The sequence below is a fragment of the Helicobacter pylori genome, assembly GCF_003638305.1.
In the GTDB taxonomy this organism is placed as follows: domain Bacteria; phylum Campylobacterota; class Campylobacteria; order Campylobacterales; family Helicobacteraceae; genus Helicobacter; species Helicobacter pylori_DJ.
Genome location: NZ_MVYP01000016.1, coordinates 1 through 20,422, shown reverse-complemented (window position 1 = coordinate 20,422; position 20,422 = coordinate 1). Strand labels below are relative to the sequence as shown.

The 20,422-nt window shown below is 39.9% G+C and carries 9 protein-coding genes and 1 pseudogene; 4 read left to right on the top strand and 6 right to left on the bottom strand.

Annotation, left to right across the window (positions count from 1 at the left end; all coding sequences use genetic code 11):
• Positions 1 to 11: 11 nt before the first annotated feature.
• On the top strand, positions 12 to 1,601 hold the full coding sequence (gene alpB, locus EAL04_RS06910; RefSeq protein ID WP_120974243.1) for a Hop family adhesin AlpB: 1,590 nt from the start codon (positions 12 to 14) through the stop codon (positions 1,599 to 1,601).
• Positions 1,602 to 2,157: 556 nt separating this feature from the next.
• On the opposite strand, the gene EAL04_RS06905 is transcribed toward alpB, so the two are convergent.
• From EAL04_RS06905 to EAL04_RS06880, 6 genes are all read right to left on the bottom strand, one after another.
• Positions 2,158 to 2,388, bottom strand: a complete 231-nt coding sequence (locus EAL04_RS06905) for an SsrA-binding protein (RefSeq protein ID WP_240454729.1) — start codon at positions 2,386 to 2,388, stop codon at positions 2,158 to 2,160.
• 81 nt (positions 2,389 to 2,469) lie between these two features.
• Positions 2,470 to 4,014, bottom strand: a complete 1,545-nt coding sequence (gene hofG / locus EAL04_RS06900) for an outer membrane beta-barrel protein HofG (RefSeq protein ID WP_120974239.1) — start codon at positions 4,012 to 4,014, stop codon at positions 2,470 to 2,472.
• A gap of 246 nt (positions 4,015 to 4,260) precedes the next feature.
• Positions 4,261 to 6,708 carry a TonB-dependent receptor domain-containing protein gene (locus EAL04_RS06895; protein ID WP_120974237.1) on the bottom strand — a complete coding sequence of 816 codons (2,448 nt, stop codon included), beginning with the start codon at positions 6,706 to 6,708 and terminating at the stop codon, positions 4,261 to 4,263.
• 179 nt (positions 6,709 to 6,887) lie between these two features.
• Entirely contained in the window at positions 6,888 to 7,319 is a 432-nt protein-coding gene (locus tag EAL04_RS06890) for a Sua5 YciO YrdC YwlC family protein (RefSeq protein WP_120974235.1), read from the bottom strand.
• 4 nt (positions 7,320 to 7,323) lie between these two features.
• Positions 7,324 to 10,581: a carbamoyl-phosphate synthase large subunit gene (gene carB / locus EAL04_RS06885; protein ID WP_120974233.1), complete on the bottom strand. Its 3,258-nt coding sequence runs from the start codon at positions 10,579 to 10,581 to the stop codon at positions 7,324 to 7,326.
• 99 nt (positions 10,582 to 10,680) lie between these two features.
• Entirely contained in the window at positions 10,681 to 11,373 is a 693-nt protein-coding gene (locus tag EAL04_RS06880) for a Bax inhibitor-1/YccA family protein (protein ID WP_120974231.1), read from the bottom strand.
• A 144-nt stretch (positions 11,374 to 11,517) separates the two neighbouring features.
• Here EAL04_RS06880 and gap point away from each other — a divergent pair, with 144 nt between their 5' ends.
• The 3 genes and pseudogenes from gap to EAL04_RS06865 form a co-directional block, all read left to right on the top strand.
• The gene (gene gap / locus EAL04_RS06875) at positions 11,518 to 12,516 is read left to right on the top strand and encodes a type I glyceraldehyde-3-phosphate dehydrogenase (RefSeq protein WP_120974229.1); all 999 of its coding nucleotides are present in this window, start codon (positions 11,518 to 11,520) and stop codon (positions 12,514 to 12,516) included.
• Positions 12,517 to 12,595: 79 nt separating this feature from the next.
• Positions 12,596 to 20,176, top strand: coding sequence for a vacuolating cytotoxin domain-containing protein (locus tag EAL04_RS06870; protein WP_120974227.1), 7,581 nt, complete (start codon positions 12,596 to 12,598; stop codon positions 20,174 to 20,176).
• A gap of 51 nt (positions 20,177 to 20,227) precedes the next feature.
• A pseudogene (locus tag EAL04_RS06865) lies at positions 20,228 to 20,422 on the top strand (hypothetical protein); the annotation flags it as partial.

The window sequence follows — 20,422 nt, the reverse complement described above, 5'->3', positions numbered from 1 at the left end:
AAGAGACAAACATGAAACAAAATTTAAAGCCATTCAAAATGATTAAGGAAAATTTAATGACACAATCTCAAAAAGTAAGATTCTTAGCCCCTTTAAGCCTAGCGTTAAGCTTGAGCTTCAATCCAGTGGGCGCTGAAGAAGATGGGGGCTTTATGACCTTTGGGTATGAATTAGGTCAGGTGGTCCAACAAGTGAAAAACCCGGGTAAAATCAAAGCCGAAGAATTAGCCGGCTTGTTAAACTCTAATACGACAAACAACACCAATATCAATATTGCAGGCACAGGAGGCAATGTCGCTGGGACTTTGGGCAACCTTTTTATGAACCAACTAGGCAATTTGATTGATTTGTATCCCACTTTGAATACCGCTACTATTCAACAATGTGGTGCTACTAATAGTGGTAATAGTGGTACGACCGCAGCCGCTGCTACTACTAGCACTGGTCCTTGTTTCCAAGGTAACCTGGCTCTTTATAACGAAATGGTTGGCTCTATCAAAACTTTGAGTCAAAACATCAGCAAGAACATCTTTCAAGGCAACAACAACACCACGAGCCAAAACCTCTCCAATCAGCTCAGCGAGCTTAACACCGCTAGCGTTTATTTGACTTACATGAACTCGTTCTTAAACGCCAACAACCAAGCGGGTGGGGTTTTTCAAAACAACACCAATCAAGCTTATGAGAATGGGGTTACCGCCCAACAAATCGCTTATATCCTCAAGCAAGCTTCAATCACTATGGGGCCAAGCGGTGATAGCGGGGCTGCGGGAGCGTTTTTAGACGCCGCTTTAGCCCAACATGTCTTCAACTCCGCTAACGCCGGGAATGATTTGAGCGCTAAGGAATTCACTAGCTTGGTGCAAAACATCGTCAGTAATTCTCAAAACGCTTTAACGCTAGCCAACAACGCTAACATCAGCAATTCAACAGGCTATCAAGTGAGCTATGGCGGGAATATTGATCAAGCGCGCTCTACCCAACTGTTAAACAACACCACAAACACTTTGGCTAAAGTTAGCGCTTTGAATAACGAGCTTAAAGCTAACCCATGGCTTGGGAATTTCGCTGCCGGTAACAGCTCTCAAGTGAATGCGTTTAACGGGTTTATCACTAAAATCGGTTACAAGCAATTCTTTGGGGAAAACAAGAATGTGGGCTTACGCTACTACGGCTTCTTCAGCTATAACGGCGCGGGCGTGGGTAACGGCCCCACTTACAATCAAGTCAATCTGCTCACTTATGGGGTGGGGACTGACGTGCTTTACAATGTGTTTAGCCGCTCTTTTGGTAGTAGGAGTCTTAATGCGGGCTTCTTTGGGGGGATCCAACTCGCAGGGGACACTTACATCAGCACGCTAAGAAACAGCCCTCAGCTTGCGAGCAGGCCTACAGCGACAAAATTCCAATTCTTGTTTGACTTAGGCTTACGCATGAACTTTGGTATCTTGAAAAAAGACCTAAAAAGCCATAACCAGCATTCTATAGAAATCGGTGTGCAAATCCCTACGATTTACAACACTTACTATAAAGCTGGCGGCGCTGAAGTGAAATACTTCCGCCCTTATAGCGTGTATTGGGTCTATGGCTACGCCTTCTAAAAAAGCTCAAGGCCTTTTATAGGCTTTGATTAAACCCTTTAAACCCCACTTTAAAAACAAACCCAAAACCCTTATCCAATAATCAAATAATGGAATTGACCCCCTAAGAACGCTTGATTAAAAGCTACCACTCACAAAAAGCTCAACGCTCAAGGCTTATTGAGATTTTAAAACGCTTGATTAAAAACTTTTGAAAAGCTTTTAGCGCTTCAAAGCTCTTTTATATTTAAAACCACCCAAGCAGAAATCCCAATCGTCTTTAGCGGTTTGGCACTTCACAACGCTTGATTAAAAACTTTTATACTTAGAAAAACAACCTAAAATCTTTATCAAATGTTGTCAAATATTGAGATTATCCCCCAAGAACGCTTTAATGGTGAAGCGATCAAACGCTAAAGATATTTAGGATTTCTATGGTTTAAAACTTTGTTTTATCGTTTTAAATTTTATGGTAAAACCCATTTTTAAGGGGATAAGGGGCAATTTTGAACCCCCTCCCAAAACTAAATCCCCCTAACCCAAGAAAACCGCTTTTAAAACCCCCAAAGCAGAAATCCTAAACATCTTTAGTGTTTGGGGTGAATGCCGCTAATTTGCAGTATAATACCCCCATACATTTGTATCTAGCGTAGGAAGCGCGCAAAGTTACGCCTTTATAAGATATGATAGAGCTGTAAGGAATGCGTTGGAGCTCAAACTCTGTAAAATCCATTAGGCACACAGAACAAGAACCAAACTCTCCCTCAACATCAGGAAGCCCAATCGCTTTAGCGTTTGGGCGTTTCACAAAACTAGCTTTGCACAAAGTCTTTTATATTTAGATTTTAAAAAATGTCTTGGAGTGTTTTTAACTTGCTGCGATTGGAAATCAAAACTTCAGCGTGAGGTTGGTCATCATGTAACTTCTGTCTTGGTAATTCGCGCTAAAATCGCCATCGGGGTTATTGAACTTGGGCGCTCCAAAATACCCTGCTTGATACCCTTTATTGATCCTAGCCCCATAATAAGTGATCCTAAAGTTAAGAAGAACCGATTCAGTGAACGCATAACTCGCATTGAATTGCAAAGAATATTCATTAGCCCTCCCCACTTGCCCTAACGCGTTTTTATTCGCATGAGAGACGCGCCCAAAAACATGCCATGCAAAACGCTTATGGATCCCTCCAACAGAAGTGTAAAAAGTGAAAGTGTTAGCGTTAGTGATCGCATCAGCCAGCCCATCATAAGCCGTATTATCCCAAAAATCATAGCCAATCATTCCGGCATGCCTGGTCGTTACTGAGATTTCATTACTGATATAGGAAGTGTTATTACCCCTTGGCATCGTGTGAGAGCCTAAAAAAGCGTCCGAATTGCCAAAGGTGTTATAAAAGCCAATGGACCAGTTGAAATTATCCCACCAAAAAACCTGGCGGATATTCAAAGTAACGCCATTCCTCCCTAACAATGAGCCATGAGGCGTGCTGTCTTCTAAACTATAAGTGTTTGTTTCTGGGTTATACCACCCCCTATAATATAAAGGGAAGGTTGTCATGATCATGCTTTGAGAACGAAAGCCTACGTTTTCAAAATTCCTATTCGTGTCATAGACTAGCTTAAAACCGGGAGCGTTATAAGTCTTAGGCGCAAAATAATAAAAAAATTGAGCGTCTAAACCTTTATAAGAATAAGTCGTGGTGATCCCATGCCAGCCATAATTGATGAAATCGTTGCTGTTACTGGGGTTGCCTCCCTTTTTCAAATAAGGCACTGTCGCAAAAAACTCATAAATCCAAGAGTTAAACGCCAAACCTCTCCCAAAAGAGCTCCACCACCAAAACCTTAACCTTTGCGTCTCAGTCTTATAGGGCTGATAATACACTTCCCACCCTTGATTCGAACCGCTCATGAAATCAATATTCGCTTCATAGCGCCCCACTTTAAACCCAAAAACATCTTTGTAATCGTATCGTAAAAAAGCGGTATCCACCACATAAGGCCTTGCATGATAGCTCGCTGATTGAGAAGTCCCCGCATAAGCAGGGCCAAGATATTTATTAAAAAAGTATCCATGATAGCCCCCAATGAAATTCTCCACAATTGAGCCAAAAACCTTCCCGTTAGCCTGGTTAATATAATACTTAGTCTTATCGTAAGGAATGGCTGCAATCGCCCCACCCAAAGAAACAGAGAGCCTGTGGTTTTCGATGCCTTTAGGGAGTAAATTGACTTTGACTTGCGCTAAAGTAACAATATCTATAAAACTTTCAGTAGGATAAATCCCTTTTTTGGTATTGATTTGAGAATTGTTAAAACCAATTTTAGAAAAGTTCTCCACACGACCACTAAACCGATAATCAAAAGCTTCTACAGGACACAATAAAAACGATAAAAGCGATAAAGAAGAAGTCAGAAAATACTTTTCTTGCTTCATTAAACTCTCCCTAAACTTAATTGTATGATTTTTCTTATTGAGATTATAATTATAATCAAAAAAAAAAAAAATAGCATGAAGTTAAAATATTAATTAAAACCCACAACCCTATTTTACAAAAAATAACCTTTTATTGTAAATTGGTTTAAAATCAAAGGATTAAAATCATATATTTGTTACTTTTAAAGAATGCGTTATTTTTGATTGGGCTTATTACTCATGAAATTCTCGCTTTTATCCCCATTATTAAAACTTATAAGAAATTTCAAATCTAGCGTTAAAGCCAGGCTCTGCCATGCCCCTTGCGTATTTGTCTTGATTGGGTTCATCAGGGCTCATCACCGGGCTTGCTTGATCAATATATTGTTGGTTAAAAACATTGTTAAACACCGCATTCAGGCTCAACCCTTTGAGTTTTTTATAAGTGGGCTTGTAAGTGATAAAGAAACTGCTCACCCCATAGCCCGGCTTATGCACATGAAAAATCCCGGGCGTTTTAGGGCAATTACTAGGCCGTCTGTCAATATCCGTAGGGCCGTTACGATAAGGGCTATAAGAGCAATAACTCAAATCCGTAACAAAGCGTGAAAGCCAAGTGATGCTAAGCCCGGTGCGTGGGATTGTATAGCTTGCCGTTAAAATAAACACATTGCCTGTTGTAGCCGCCAATTCATACACATCAGCGATCAAACGCCCCTTTAAAGAAGGCCATGATCGCGCCACGCTCAAGCCTAAAGAAAAGCCCTTGTATTTAGCCGTCCCTGAAACTTCATAACCCGGCACATAAATAATATCTTGCGCGGGCAAGTTGGTTACAAAAAGCGTTGAAGAAAATTGATTGATATAATTAGAAATCAATTGGACAAAACCGGCGACTCTAAAATCAAAATACTGACTGCTGTATTCGGTGTTAAATTCCACATTTTGCCCAATTTCTGGCTTTAAATTGCGGTTATAGCGCAAATTGTCTTGACGCATCCACACCAAACCTCCAGGCATAGGGCCTCTGGTTACATACGCGTAAGAAAGCCTGAAATTCAAATTTTCTAAAGGCGATACATTTAAAGCCGCGCTCGGGCTAAACCCTTGAGTTATGTGCAATTGCCAGTCTTTATCCACTAAAGTATAAACATCATAACGAGTCCCTGCCCCTAAAGTTACCATAGGATGCAAGGTGTAATTCGCTTGCGCATACACCCCAACCACATTCGCCGTAGCGCCATTTCGTTGGCAGCGCCCGTTCATGTTAGGATCATTGGGGCCAATAACCCTTAAGCACGCATCAGGGGCATCGCCGGGCTTGACTAATTCGCTATTAGGGATCGCTTTATCAAAAGTGGTTAGATTTTGGTAATTCAACCCGTATTCCAAAAGATTGTCATTCTTATGGTCTATGGTGTGGATCACGTTCGCATTAAACCCGGAATTGATGATGAATAAATTTTTATTAGCGACAACAGATCCCCCTCCAAGGCTTTTAAAAGTGATGGAGCAGGTTTGTTTAAGAGCGTCATAAATGCCCCCTTGCGCCACGCATTGATTTTCTTCGCCTTGAGAGAGTTGCGGGTTTGGGGTGAAAGGGATGATAGCCGCTATATCGCTAGGCCTGAAAAGCGGATCAATTTGGACATTCCTAATGCTCGTATAACCATTGATTTTTAATTTAGGATCGCCAAAACGACTCCCCCCTTCTCTTTCATAATTCAAGCTCACGTTATGCACTAAATTGACGCTATAAGTTTTAAACAAACTGGCGTCATTTTCAAACAAACAATCGCTAGGGTTTTTCTCGTTAGGGAAAGCGTTGAAATCGCCGCAAGAATAGGGTAAAAAAGTGCCGGTAAAATTCGCTCTTAAAGGGCGATTAGCGTTATCTCTAGTCATGTTATAGCTGAGCGTTAAGGTATCTCTTTCACTCAAATAACCATTGATTTTAGCCATCACATTGTTTTGCTCGCTAGGGCTTGCTGTAACTTTATTATCCGCTTTAGGGTCAAAAAGATTTTTCATCGCGTTATCCCCATCACGATAATAGAAAATATTTTGGTGCGTGTAATACAAAAGCGCATCAAAATGATTATGACGATAAGCGCCCATAATGGTTTCCCTGTCCCCAAAGTTGGTTAAAAAAGTTGCAGCCCCACTTATGGCGTAGTCTTTGCCTTTAGGGATAAAATCGCTCGCGCTCCTAGTCTCCATTTTGATCGCGCCAATTAAAGCCATAGGCCCCGCGCTCGCTTGAGCCGCCCCTTTAGTAACCACCACGCTTTTGAGCATTCCAGGGTCAATAATCGTATTGCCTTGATGCCCATAGCTTGTGCCCATTTGCGCCGCGCCATCCACCGTAACCCTAGCCAATCTGTCTTCAATACCGCGCACGTAAATTTTTTGCGCTATGACCGCGCCACCGCCCACATTGATATTAGGGTTTCTTCTAAACATGTCGCTGATTTGGTTGGCTTGCCTTCTTTCTAATTCCTTACTTGAAATGGTTGTCTGGTTGTTGTAATTAAAGATTTTAGTTGCTTGAGTGGTAACTTTGCCTAGAGTGTGTTGGGCGTTCTTTTCTTTATCTTTTTTCCTTTCTGTCTTTTTTTCTTCTTTTTCTTCTTCTTTAGCCTCTAATTCAAACATTCCTAATAAGGACAAAAAAATAGAAAAACTACAATACTTCCTAAAACGCTTGTCATTCATTCTTAAAATCCTACTTATTATAATAATAATTTCTCTTAAAAAATAAAGGTGTTATTATAATCAAAAAAATATTACAATCGCCTTAAAAGAGCTAGCCATTTTTAATAAACGAATGATAAACTTTTAGAAAAATCCCACAAAAACCCCTTTCAAAACGCGCAGAATGCGAAAGGTCTTTTCTACCTCACCCTCACTTTTTTATCTTTATAGAGCCTGAATATTTTAGAACTAGCGCTTTCAAACAAACCCCTTTCATCGCTCACAATCACATCAGCGAGATTGGAAGCGATTTCTTTATCATAAGCGCATTGGGTGAGATTGGCTGAGGTGCTATAGAGCGTTTTAAAACGCTTTAAAAAATCCCCATGCCTGCCCCTAACCACACGAACGGCTTTAGAGTTAGGGTAAATAAAAGTGGTTTTAGCGCTTCTCCTGATGAGGTTTTTAAACGCATTGGGCGTGCGCACTAGGCTTTTTAGGGTGCTAAAATCAGCGCTTTCTATTAAAACGCTTTGGTTTTTAGGGCGACCTTTTAGGGCGTTGAGCTTTTCGCTGTCTTTAGAAAGCAGTCCTATAGTAGTATCGCTTTGAACGAGATACACTAACGCCATCAAACTACTTCAAATAATCTTGTAAGGCTAACAACTCGTCTTTTTGAGAGCTTTCTTCTAACGCTAAAAGTAAGACTTCTATCGCGCTTAAAGTCGTGAAATAACTCACATGGTTTTTAAGCACAGAAGCGCGGATGAGTTTGGCGTCATCTTGAGATTTGTGATCGCTGGTGTTGATAGCCATGCTGATTTCCCCATTCATCATTAAATCCATGATATTGGGGCGGCCTTCAGAGATTTTAAGCACTTTTAAAGACTTCACCCCGGCTTTTTCTAAAGCCTTGTGCGTGCCTTCTGTGGCGCACAATTCAAAACCCAATTCAACCAATCGCTTCATTAAAACGCACGCTTCTTCTTTATCCTTATCTTTAATAGAGACAAAAATAAGCCCCTTGTTTTTAATGGGGTTAAAGCAAGCCGTTTGAGCCTTAAAAAATGCAAGCCCTAAAGATCTAGCAATCCCCATCACTTCGCCGGTGCTTTTCATCTCAGGCCCTAAAATCAAATCCGATCCATAAAGTTTATTAAAAGGGAAAACCGCTTCTTTTAAAGCCACAAAATGGGGCATTTTAGGCTTATAAACGCCTTTAGAATATTCTACGATATTTTTTTTATCATAAAACTTCAAGGCTTCTTTTAAATCTTCTAACACCATAACCCTAGTCGCCACTTTGGCTAAAGGAACGCCTAAAGCCTTGCTTAAAAAAGGCACGGTTCTGCTGGCTCTGGGATTGACTTCAATCAAATACAGCGAATTTTTATAAACAGCAAATTGGATATTCAATAGCCCTACTACGCCTAAATGCAGAGCGATTTTCGCGCTAACTCGCTCAATTTCATCTAAAATTTCAGGGCTTAAAGTGGAAGGGATAAAGCATGCCGAATCGCCTGAATGGATTCCGGCTTCTTCAATATGCTGTAAAATGCCGGCAATATAGACCTCTTTTTTATCGCAAATGGCATCCACATCTAATTCCACTGCTTTTTCTAAAAACTTATCAATGAGGAGCGGATTTTTAGGGCTAATTTCCAAAGAATGCGTAACGCTTTCTAAATAATGGTGCAGTTCTTCAATATTTTCTAAAATTTGCATGTGTTGCCCGCCTAGCACATAACTAGGGCGCACAATGATAGGGAAACCAATCACATTAGCGATACTATAAGCTTCATCAATACTCTTAGCCATGCCGTTTTCAGGCTGCTTAATGTCAAGCTCTTTTAAAAAGAGGGAAAATTTTTCTCTATCTTCTGCAATATCAATCACCTTAAAAGGCGTGCCAATAATGGGGGCTTGCATTTTGGCTAAATCTTTAGCGAGTTTTAAAGGGGTTTGTCCTCCAAAATGCACGATAATGCCATCCACTCGCTCCCTTTGAATGATGCTTTTCACGCACTCAAAATGAATGGGTTCAAAATAGAGCGCATCGCTCGTGTCATAATCCGTGCTTACGGTTTCTGGATTGCAATTGAGCATGACGCTTTTAACGTTCAAATCTTTTAAAGCAAAGCTCGCATGCACGCAACAATAATCAAATTCAATGCCTTGACCGATGCGATTAGGCCCAGAGCCTATGATTAGGATTTTCTTTTCTTGTTTTTCTTGTTTGTTTTCAATAGGGGGCAAAGGGTTAGGGGCATAGGTGGAATACAAATAAGGCGTGAGCGATAAAAACTCCGCCGCGCAAGTGTCCACTTCTTCAAAATTGGGCGCGATTTGTAAATGCATTCTGGCTAATTCCACTTCAAAAGGACTGATCTCTAAATTTTCATTTTCTTTGATTTTAGCGGCAATCCTGGCATCGCTAAAGCCTAAATTTTTAAGCCCTCTTAATTTTTTGGCGTCCGTTAAAACGCTAGAATTGATGCCCTCTTCTGCTTTGACTAGCTTTTGAATTTGAGATAAAAACCACCTGTCAATCTGGCACAATTCAAACACTTCATCCACGCAAACGCCGAGCCTGAACGCATCAGCGATATAAAGCAAGCGTTTGGGATTGGGCCGGCGGATTTCCTTTTTGATCGCTTCTAAATCTTTGCTTAACGATTCAAACCCTAGCCAATTGTTTTCCAAAGAGCATAGTGCTTTTTGTAAGGCTTCTAAGAAATTCCCCCCTATCGCCATCACTTCGCCAATGCTTTTCATAGAAGTCCCTAAAGTGCTAGAAACACCGGCAAATTTTTCAAACGCAAAGCGAGGGATTTTCACCACGATATAATCCAAACTAGGCTCAAAACTCGCCGGGGTGTTGGTAATATCGTTTTTGATTTCATCTAAGCTAAAACCCACCGCAAGCATGGTAGCCACTTTTGCAATGGGAAAACCGGTCGCTTTTGAAGCTAATGCGGAGCTGCGACTCACTCGTGGGTTCATTTCAATCACAACCATTCTTAAAGTCTCTGGGTGGATCGCAAATTGCACATTACTCCCGCCCGTATCCACGCCAATTTCTCTCAAAATCGCAAAGCTCGCATCGCGCATGCGTTGGTATTCTTTATCGGTTAAGGTGAGGCTTGGAGCGATGGTGATGCTATCGCCGGTATGAACGCCCATGGGATCAATGTTTTCAATACAACACACGATGATGCAATTGTCCTTGCTGTCTCGTATGACTTCCATTTCGTATTCTTTCCACCCCAACAAGGACTCTTCAATCAAAATTTCATTAATGGGCGAAGCGTCTAGGGCGTTTTTAACCAATTCTTGAAACTCTTCAATATTATAAGCGACCCCACTCCCTCCCCCAGCCAGCGTGAAACTCGCTCTAATAATGGCTGGAAAGCCAATTTCATTAATGGCTTCTAGGGCTTCTAATTCGTTATAAGCGTAACGCCCTTTAGGCAAATCCATCCCGATTTTTAACATCGCTTCTTTGAAAGCCTGCCTGTCTTCGCCTTTTTTAATCGCTTCAATCTTAGCCCCTAAAAGCTCCACGCCTTCTAACATGCCCTTTTGGTGCATTTGCATGACCGCATTCAAAGCGGTTTGCCCGCCCATTGTGGGTAAAATAGCGTCAATCTTTTCTTTTTTGATGATAGCGGCGATATTTTCTGGGGTGATGGGTTGGATATAAGTTTGATGAGAAAATTCAGGGTCAGTCATCACGGTGGCCGGGTTAGAATTGATTAAGATCACTCTATAACCTAAAGATTTTAAGGTTTTACAACTTTGAGTCCCTGAGTAGTCAAACTCACAAGCTTGCCCGATCACAATAGGGCCTGAGCCTATCAGTAGAATGTTGGAAATATCGGTGCGTTTAGGCATAACCAATCCTTAAAGAAAGAATATAAAACGAAGCGTTATCAATATTTTAAAATATTTTTTATTAGGTTTTTGCGTGGCGTCCCCCCCTATTTTTTCAAACTATTTGTCTCTGTCTGAAAAAATACCAATGATTTGCAAGATAGAAATGAAGACATTCAAAAAGTCTAAATACAAGCTCACCGCCGCATCAATGGGGCTATCATACATGCCTTTAACGATATTTTGGGTGTCATAAGCGATATAAAGACTGAATAAAACCGCACTCGCTCCCGCAATGACAACCTGGAACATGGGGCTACCCAAAAATAAGTTAATGAGTGAACACACCACCACCACAATCAAAGCGATAAAGAGCATTTTACCCATATTCGCTAGATCGTTTTTAGTTTTAAGGGCATACACGCTCATCAAACCAAAAACAATAGTCGTCATGCCCAAAGCCTGCCAAATCGCCCCTAAACCAGCTTTTGCAATCACCATACCCAACAAAGGCACTAGAGTAACCCCTGATAATGAAGTGAAAGCAAATAGCATGAATAGATTCAATCCGGGTTTAGATTTAGAAAACATCAAACCAAAAAACGCCGCAATTTCAGCGATAAAAAACACCCATTTATACTGCACTACGGCTTGAAAATTCATTAAACCCAGTAACGCCCCAATAGTCGCTAGTAACAAACTGCCCGCAAAGAACTTGTAAGTCGTTTTAACAAAACCCACCAGCTCGCTTTCATGCAATAAAGAATCTTCTGCATACGCGTTACGAGAATTAGCTCTGTCATACAATGCCATGTTTTACTCCTTGAATTTCAACTCAATAAATAATTTTAATTAACCCTATAGCTAGGTTCAATATAATAGCGCAAAATGTAGTAAAATACCAAACAAAACCCCCTAAAATTGAAATTGAAGTCTGAAAATAGGATAATAGTTACGATGAAAATTTTTATCAATGGATTTGGCCGCATTGGGAGATGCGTTTTAAGAGCGATTTTAGAGCGCAACGATACAAAACCTCAACTAGAAGTGATAGGCATCAATGATCCTGCTAATTGGGAAATTCTCGCTTATCTTTTAGAGCATGACAGCGCGCATGGGCTGCTTTTTAAAGAGGCGCATTACTCTAATTACAAGCTTATTATCGGCTCGTTAGAAATCCCTGTTTTTAATAGCATCAAAGACTTGAAAGGCGTGGGTGTTATCCTAGAGTGTTCAGGGAAGTTTTTAGAGCCTAAAACGCTAGAAAATTATCTTTTGCTTGGGGCTAAAAAGGTGTTGTTATCCGCTCCTTTTATGGGCGAATACGATGAAAAACAATACCCCACTTTAGTGTATGGGGTCAATCATTTTCTCTATCAAAACCAAGCCATTGTTTCTAACGCCTCTTGCACGACTAACGCTATCGCGCCCATTTGCGCGATTTTAGATAAAGCTTTTAATATTAAAGAAGGCATGCTAACGACTATTCATAGCTATACAAGCGATCAAAAACTCATTGATTTGGCCCACCCTTTGGATAAACGGCGCTCAAGAGCAGCCGCAAGCAACATTATCCCCACCACCACTAAAGCCGCTCTAGCCTTGCATAAAGTGTTACCCAATCTCAAAAATAAAATGCATGGGCATAGCGTGAGAGTACCTAGCCTTGATGTGTCCATGATAGATTTGAGTTTGTTTTTAGAAAAAAAGGCCTTTAAAGATCCGATCAATGATTTATTGATTGAAGCTTCCAAAGGGGTTTTAAAAGGCGTGTTAGAGATAGATTTAAAAGAAAGGGTGAGTTCTGATTTCATTTCTAATCCGCATAGCGTTATCATCGCACCTGATTTGACTTTCACGCTAGAGAATATGGTCAAAATCATGGGGTGGTATGATAACGAATGGGGGTATTCTAATCGTTTGGTGGATATGGCGCAGTTTATGTATCATTATTAAGTCATTTTGCGAATCTTTTTGAGCTTGTTTAACATCAAATTGTATAATGTGGGATTTAATAAAAACGATTGGAGTTTTAATGGCGTTTAAAAAGGCTAGATTGATTTCCAAGTTTATTTCAAAGGGATCTTTCAAATTAAATAAGATCTCAAAGGAAATTTTCACATTGAATCAAATCTTAAAGCGTGAAAAGCCCTTAAAATGCCATAAAAAAGCTTTAAAACCTATTAAAAAGCTCTCTAATCGCAACAAATCTTTTTTAAAAGCTTCGGTTTTATTGATAGGAGCGTTAGGGGGGTTATCCCACCTAAGGGCTAACGAATGCCGTTATTGGTCATGGTCGTCTTGGAATTATCAAGACAATATTGAAAGCGGTCCTAATTCACCCACGCACAACTCTTATTGCCTTTTTAGTAGCGCTCAAGGCTCTGGGACTTATTATTTAAACACTCTTACCACTTATAGCGCTGGTGGGGCTAGTTTCACGCAAAAATTCAATGGCGGCACGCTTAATGTGGGAGGGAACATCCGCTTTGGAGGCACAGGTATTAATGGGGGTGATGTCGGCTATATCACAGGCACTTATGACGCTCAAACGATGAATTTTAATTCTAGCCATATCACAACCGGAAACTCCTATTCTGATGGTGGTGGGGTCACGCTCAATTTTAATGCGGCTAACAATATCACTATCAATCAAGCGAGTTTTGACAATAACGATGCAGGGACGCAACACTCTTACATGAATTTTAAAGGCTCTAATATCAAGGTCAGTGGCTCTAGCTTTACAGACGACACTGATGGGGGCTTTAATTTCAGCGGTAATAATAATCATAGCGCCATCTCCTTCAATCAAACGAACTTCAATCAAGGCACTTATAACTTTAGTAACAGCGCCACTTCAAGCTTTGATAACAGTAACTTCAATCAAGGGACTTATCACTTTAATAGCGCCCAATCCACTTTTGAAAACAGCAATTTCAATCAAGGCACTTATAATTTTAATAATAACGCTAGCTTTAATAACGACACCTTCAATCAAGGCACTTATAATTTTAATACCAGCAAGGTGAGTTTTTCAGGCACTAACACTTTAAATTCAAGTTCGCCTTTTGCTAGCCTTAAAGGTAGCGTGTCTTTTGGTTCTGGTGCGATTTTTAACCTCAATCAAACCCTTAATAGCAACCAAACCTATGACATTCTCACGACAAATGGGACCATTCAGTATGGGGTTTATCAAAGCTATTTGTGGGATTTAATCAACTATAAGGGCGATAAAGCCATTAGTTATGTTGGAGTGGGTAATAACACTTATGATGTAACCTTTGACATTAACGGGCAAGATGAAACCTTACAAGAAACCTTTAACAACCAATCCATTATTACCCAATTTTTAGGAGACGATTTACAAGCCAAAGCCCAAAAAACCTATCAAGAGGATGTAGCTCATTCCCAAAACGCTTTAAATAACGCTACTAGTGATAATAAGATCGCAAGCAATGATACAAGCTACACTCAAAGCAAAAATGCTACTATCCTTAAAGACGCTCAAAGTTTAGAAAACACCAACCAACAAATCCAACAAGACGAACAAGCGTTACAAGGAGATTTAAACAATCTCAAACAATTAGCCAACTCCACCACAGGCTTTAACGAACAAGCCTTTAAGAATGCACAAAAACAAGAACAACAAGATGAACAAACCTTACAGAATGATGAAAAGACTTTTAACACTGAACAAGAGGGATTAAAACAAGCGATACAACAAGCGCAAGAACAACAACAAAAACAAGAACAAGCTCAAGCCCAACAAACCTATCAAGAGGATCTCACTCATTCCCAGAGCGCTTTGAATAATGTTACTAGCGACAACACGATCGCAAATAATGATACAAGCTACACTCAAAGCAAAAATACTACTGTCGCTAAAGACGCTCAAGGTTTAGAAAACACCAACCAAAAAATCCAACAAGATGAGCAAGCGTTAGAAAAAGATTTAGCTCAAATCAAACAATTAGCCAACTCCACCACAGGCTTTAACGAACAAGCCTTTAATACTGTGCAAAAACAAGAACAACAAGATGAACAAACCTTACAAAACGAAGAAAAGACTTTTAACGCTGAACAAGAGGGATTAAAGCAAGCGATAGCTAACGCTAAGCCTGCAAGCCCCACACCAAGCCCTACACCCACTCCTACAAAACACACCGCACAAAACACTCCCCCTAATAAAGTTCCACCCACACCCCCTACTCAAAATTTACCCACAACGAATGTGTGGAATGGGGTCTATAACCTCCAAAATCAAACTTACTCAAACAAAGGGGTTTATTATATTGATCCCAATCTTTCAGGACAGAGCGGTCAAAGCGGCAACACGCTCAGCACTTATACAGCCAATTTATTTGGAAGAAGTTTTGGCGTGAATATCCAAAATGGCACTTTGATCATAGGGAATAATACAGAGAGCGCGAACACTAACGGCTTGATTTGGATAGGGCATGGAGGTTTTGGTTATATTACTGGGACTTTTAATGCGGCCAACATTTACTTGACCAATAATTTTAAAACCGGTGAAGGCGTTTCAAATTCAGATGGCGGGGGAGCGAACATCACCTTTAAAGCAAGCGATAACATCACTATGGATGGCTTGAATTATAATGACGCTGAAACCGTTACTAAAATGATTCAAACGGGGGCTAGTCAGCATTCCTATGCCGCTTTTGACGCTCTAAATAATATCAGCGTAACCAATTCCAGTTTTAGCGATATGACTTGGGGGAAATTCAGTTTTAGCGCTAAGAATATTTCCTTTTCTAACGCTTCGTTCAGCGGCTTTACAAACCCTGGAGGATCAAGCGTTATCAGCGCGAATGCCGCTAATTCTTTAAGCTTTGTCAATTCTCGTTTGAATGGGGGAGCGATCTATAATTTGCAGGCTAATAGCCTTATTTTCAATAACACGCAAGCGGTTTTCAATGTCTTGTATTCTAGGGGGACAAGCAATTTTAACGCTACGACACAGCTTTTAGGCAACACGAGTTTTACGCTTAGCTCTCAAAGTTTGCTGAACTTTAATGGCGATACAACCTTGCAAAACAACGCTAATATCACGCTTGGTAATAAAAGTCAAGCCGCTTTTAAAAATTCTTTAACGCTTGATAACAATTCTAATTTGAGCTTAGACAATCAAAGCGTTTTGAACGCAAGCGGCGCAAGCGCTTTTAACAATCAAGCGAGTCTCAATATCTATAATGGGAGTCAAGCGACCTTTAATAGCCTCTTTTTTAATGGTGGGACACTCAGTCTTAATGCGAGCAGCAAGCTCAACGCTTCTAGTGCTAGTTTTTCAAACAACACCACTATCAATTTAGACGATAGCGTTTTATCAGCCAATAACACAAGCTCTTTAAACGCTAATATCAATTTTCAAGGCGCAAGCCAGGCTGATTTTGGAGGCAACACGACTATTGATACAGCAAGCTTTAATTTTGACAGCACAAGCTCATTGAATTTTAATAACCTTACGGCTAATGGGGCGTTAAATTTTAATGGTTATACGCCCTCTTTAACTAAGGCTTTAATGAATGTTAGCGGGCAGTTTGTTTTAGGGAGTAATGGGGATATTAATTTATCTGACATCAATATTTTTGACAATATTACAAAATCTGTAACTTACAACATCCTAAACGCTCAAAAAGGGATTACTGGCATTAGTGGGGCTAATGGCTATGAAAAAATCCTTTTTTATGGCATGAAAATCCAAAACGCTACCTATAGCGATAATAACAACATTCAAACTTGGTCGTTTATAAACCCTCTCAATTCTTCTCAAATCATTCAAGAGAGCATTAAAAATGGGGATTTAACCATAGAAGTTTTAAATAACCCCAACTCGGCTTCTAACACTATTTTCAATATCGCTCCTGAGCTTTATAATTACCAAGCTTCTAAGCAAAATCCTACCGGTTATAGCTATGATTATAGCGACAATCAAGCAGGCACTTATTACTTAACAAGCAATATTAAAGGCCTTTTCACCCCTAAAGGCTCTCAAACGCCTCAAACCCCAGGCACTTATAGCCCGTTTAACCAGCCTTTGAATAGTTTAAATATCTACAATAAGGGTTTTTCTAGCGAGAATTTAAAAACGCTTTTAGGGATCCTTTCTCAAAATTCCGCTACCTTAAAAGAAATGATTGAATCCAACCAATTAGACAATATCACTAACATCAATGAAGTGTTGCAACTCTTAGACAAGATTAAAATCACCCAAGCGCAAAAGCAAGCGCTCCTAGACATTATCAACCATTTGACTGACAACATCAATCAAACCTTTAATAACGGGAATCTCGTTATAGGCGCTACTCAAGATAATGTTACAAACTCTACTAGCTCTATATGGTTTGGGGGCAATGGCTATAGCAGTCCTTGCGCGCTAGATAGCGCCACTTGTTCTTCTTTTAGGAACACTTACTTGGGGCAATTATTAGGCTCAACTTCCCCTTATTTAGGCTACATTAACGCTGATTTTAAAGCTAAAAGCATTTATATTACCGGGACAATTGGAAGTGGTAACGCCTTTGAAAGCGGAGGGAGCGCGGATGTAACCTTTCAAAGCGCTAATAACTTAGTGTTGAATAAAGCTAATATAGAAGCTCAAGCCACAGACAATATCTTTAATCTTTTGGGCCAAGAAGGGATTGATAAAATCTTTAATCAAGGGAATTTAGCGAATGTTCTCAGTCAAATGGCTATGGAAAAAATCAAGCAAGCCGGCGGTTTAGGAAACTTTATAGAAAACGCTCTAAGCCCTTTGAGTAAGGAATTACCCGCTAGCTTGCAAGATGAAACCTTGGGCCAACTTATAGGTCAAAATAACTTAGATGATTTATTGAATAATAGTGGAGTCATGAATGAAATCCAAAACATTATCAGTCAAAAACTAAGCATTTTTGGTAATTTTGTTACCCCATCCGTCATAGAAAACTACCTTGCTAAGCAGTCTTTAAAAAGCATGCTAGACGATAAAGGGCTTTTGAATTTCATCGGTGGGTATATAGACGCTTCTGAATTAAGCTCTATTTTAGGCGTGGTTTTAAAGGATATTACTAACCCCCCTACAAGCTTGCAAAAAGATATTGGTGTGGTAGCGAACGACTTGTTGAACGAGTTTTTAGGACAAGATGTTGTCAAAAAGCTAGAAAGTCAAGGCTTAGTGAGTAATATCATCAATAATATCATTTCTCAAGGCGGGTTGAGCGGCGTTTATAATCAAGGTTTAGGGAGCGTGTTGCCGCCCTCTTTACAAAACGCGCTCAAAGAAAACGATTTAGGCGCTCTTTTATCGCCTAGAGGCTTGCATGATTTTTGGCAAAAAGGGTATTTTAACTTTTTAAGCAATGGCTATGTTTTTGTCAATAACAGCTCTTTTAGCAACGCTACAGGGGGCAGTTTGAATTTTGTCGCCAACAAGTCTATTATTTTTAATGGCGATAATACGATTGACTTTAGCAAGTATCAAGGCGCATTGATTTTTGCTTCTAACGGTGTTTCTAACATCAATATCACCACCCTAAACGCCACTAATGGCTTAAGCCTTAATGCGGGTTTGAATAATGTGAGCGTTCAAAAAGGGGAAATTTGTATCAATTTAGCCAATTGCCCTACAACCAAAAACAGCTCTTCTGCAAACTCTAGCGTAACCCCCACCAATGAGTCTTTAAGCGTGCGCGCTAATAACTTCACTTTCTTAGGCGCAATCGCTTCTAATGGGGCTATTGATTTGTCTCAAGTAACAAATAATAGCGTTATAGGCACGCTCAATCTCAATGAAAACGCGACCTTGCAAGCCAATAATTTAACGATCACCAACGCTTTTAACAACGCCTCTAACTCTACGGCTAATATTAATGGTAATTTCACCTTAAACCAACAAGCGACTTTAAGCACTAACGCTAGTGGCTTGAATGTCATGGGGAATTTTAATAGCTATGGCGATTTGGTGTTTAATATCAGTCATTCAGCTAGCCATGCTATTATCAATATTCAAGGCGCAGCGACAATCATGGCTAATGACAATAACTCCTTAATCCAGTTCAACACTTCTTCAAAAGAAGCAGGCACTTACACGCTGATTGATAGCGCTAAAGCCATTTATTACGGGTATAACAACCAAATCACAGGAGGCAGTAGCCTAGATAATTACCTTAAGCTTTATGCGCTCATTGATATTAATGGCAAGCACATGGTGATGACTGACAACGGCTTAACCTATAACGGGCAAGCCGTGAATATTAAAGATGGCGGTTTATTTGTAGGCTTTAAGGACTCTCAAAACCAATACATTTACACTTCCATTCTTTATAATAAAGTGAAAATCGCTGTTTCTAATGATCCTATCAATAACCTACAAGCCCCAACTTTAAAACAATATATCGCTCAAATTCAGGGCGTTCAAAGCGTGGATAGCATTGATCAAGCTGGAGGTAATCAAGCGATTAATTGGCTCAATAAAATCTTTGAAACTAAGGGAAGCCCTTTATTCGCTCCCTATTATTTAGAAAGCCATTCCGTAAAAGATTTAACCACGATCGCTGGGGATATTGCTAACACTTTAGAAGTCATCGCTAACCCTGATTTTAAAAATGACGCCACTAATATTTTACAGATCAACACCTACACGCAACAAATGAGTCGTTTAGCCAAGCTCTCTGACACTTCAACTTTCGCCCGTTCTGATTTCTTAGAACGCTTAGAAGCCCTTAAAAACAAGCGGTTTGCTGATGCGATCCCTAACGCTATGGATGTGATTTTAAAATACTCTCAAAGGAATAGAGTTAAAAATAATGTGTGGGCGACAGGAGTTGGAGGGGCTAGTTTCATTAATGGAGGCACTGGAACTTTATATGGTATCAATATAGGGTATGACCGATTCATTAAGGGCGTGATTGTGGGGGGTTATGCCGCTTATGGGTATAGCGGGTTCCATGCAAACATCACTCAATCAGGCTCTAGCAATGTCAATGTGGGCGTTTATAGCCGAGCGTTTATCAAAAGAAGCGAATTAACCATGAGCTTGAATGAGACTTGGGGATACAATAAAACTTTCATCAACTCCTATGACCCCCTACTCTCAATCATCAATCAGTCTTACAAATACGACACTTGGACGACTGACGCTAAAATCAATTATGGCTATGACTTCATGTTTAAAGATAAAAGCGTTATTTTTAAACCCCAAATAGGCTTAGCTTATTATTACATTGGTTTGTCTGGTTTAAGGGGTATTATGGATGACCCTATTTATAATCAATTCAGAGCCAATGCTGACCCTAATAAAAAATCCGTTCTAACGATCAATTTTGCCCTAGAAAGTCGGCATTATTTCAATAAAAACTCTTATTATTTTGTGATTGCGGATGTGGGCAGAGATTTATTTATTAATTCTATGGGGGATAAAATGGTGCGTTTTATTGGTAATAACACCCTAAGCTATAGAGATGGTGGCAGATACAACACTTTTGCCAGCATTATCACAGGCGGGGAGATAAGGTTATTCAAAACCTTTTATGTGAATGCGGGCATTGGGGCTAGGTTTGGGCTTGATTATAAAGATATTAATATTACCGGAAATATTGGTATGCGCTATGCTTTTTAATGGTATCATTAAACCTGTTTTTAACAAGCCTAATTCATAACAGGATCACCCATGCAATTTCAAAAAGCCTTATATTCTTTATCTTTACCCTTATCTTTATCTTTATTATTTTTATCTTATTGTATCGCTGAAGAAAATGGGGCGTATGCGAGCGTGGGTTTTGAATATTCCATCAGTCATGCCGTTGAGCACAATAACCCCTTTTTGAATCAAGAACGCATCCAAACGATTTCTAACGCTCAAAAC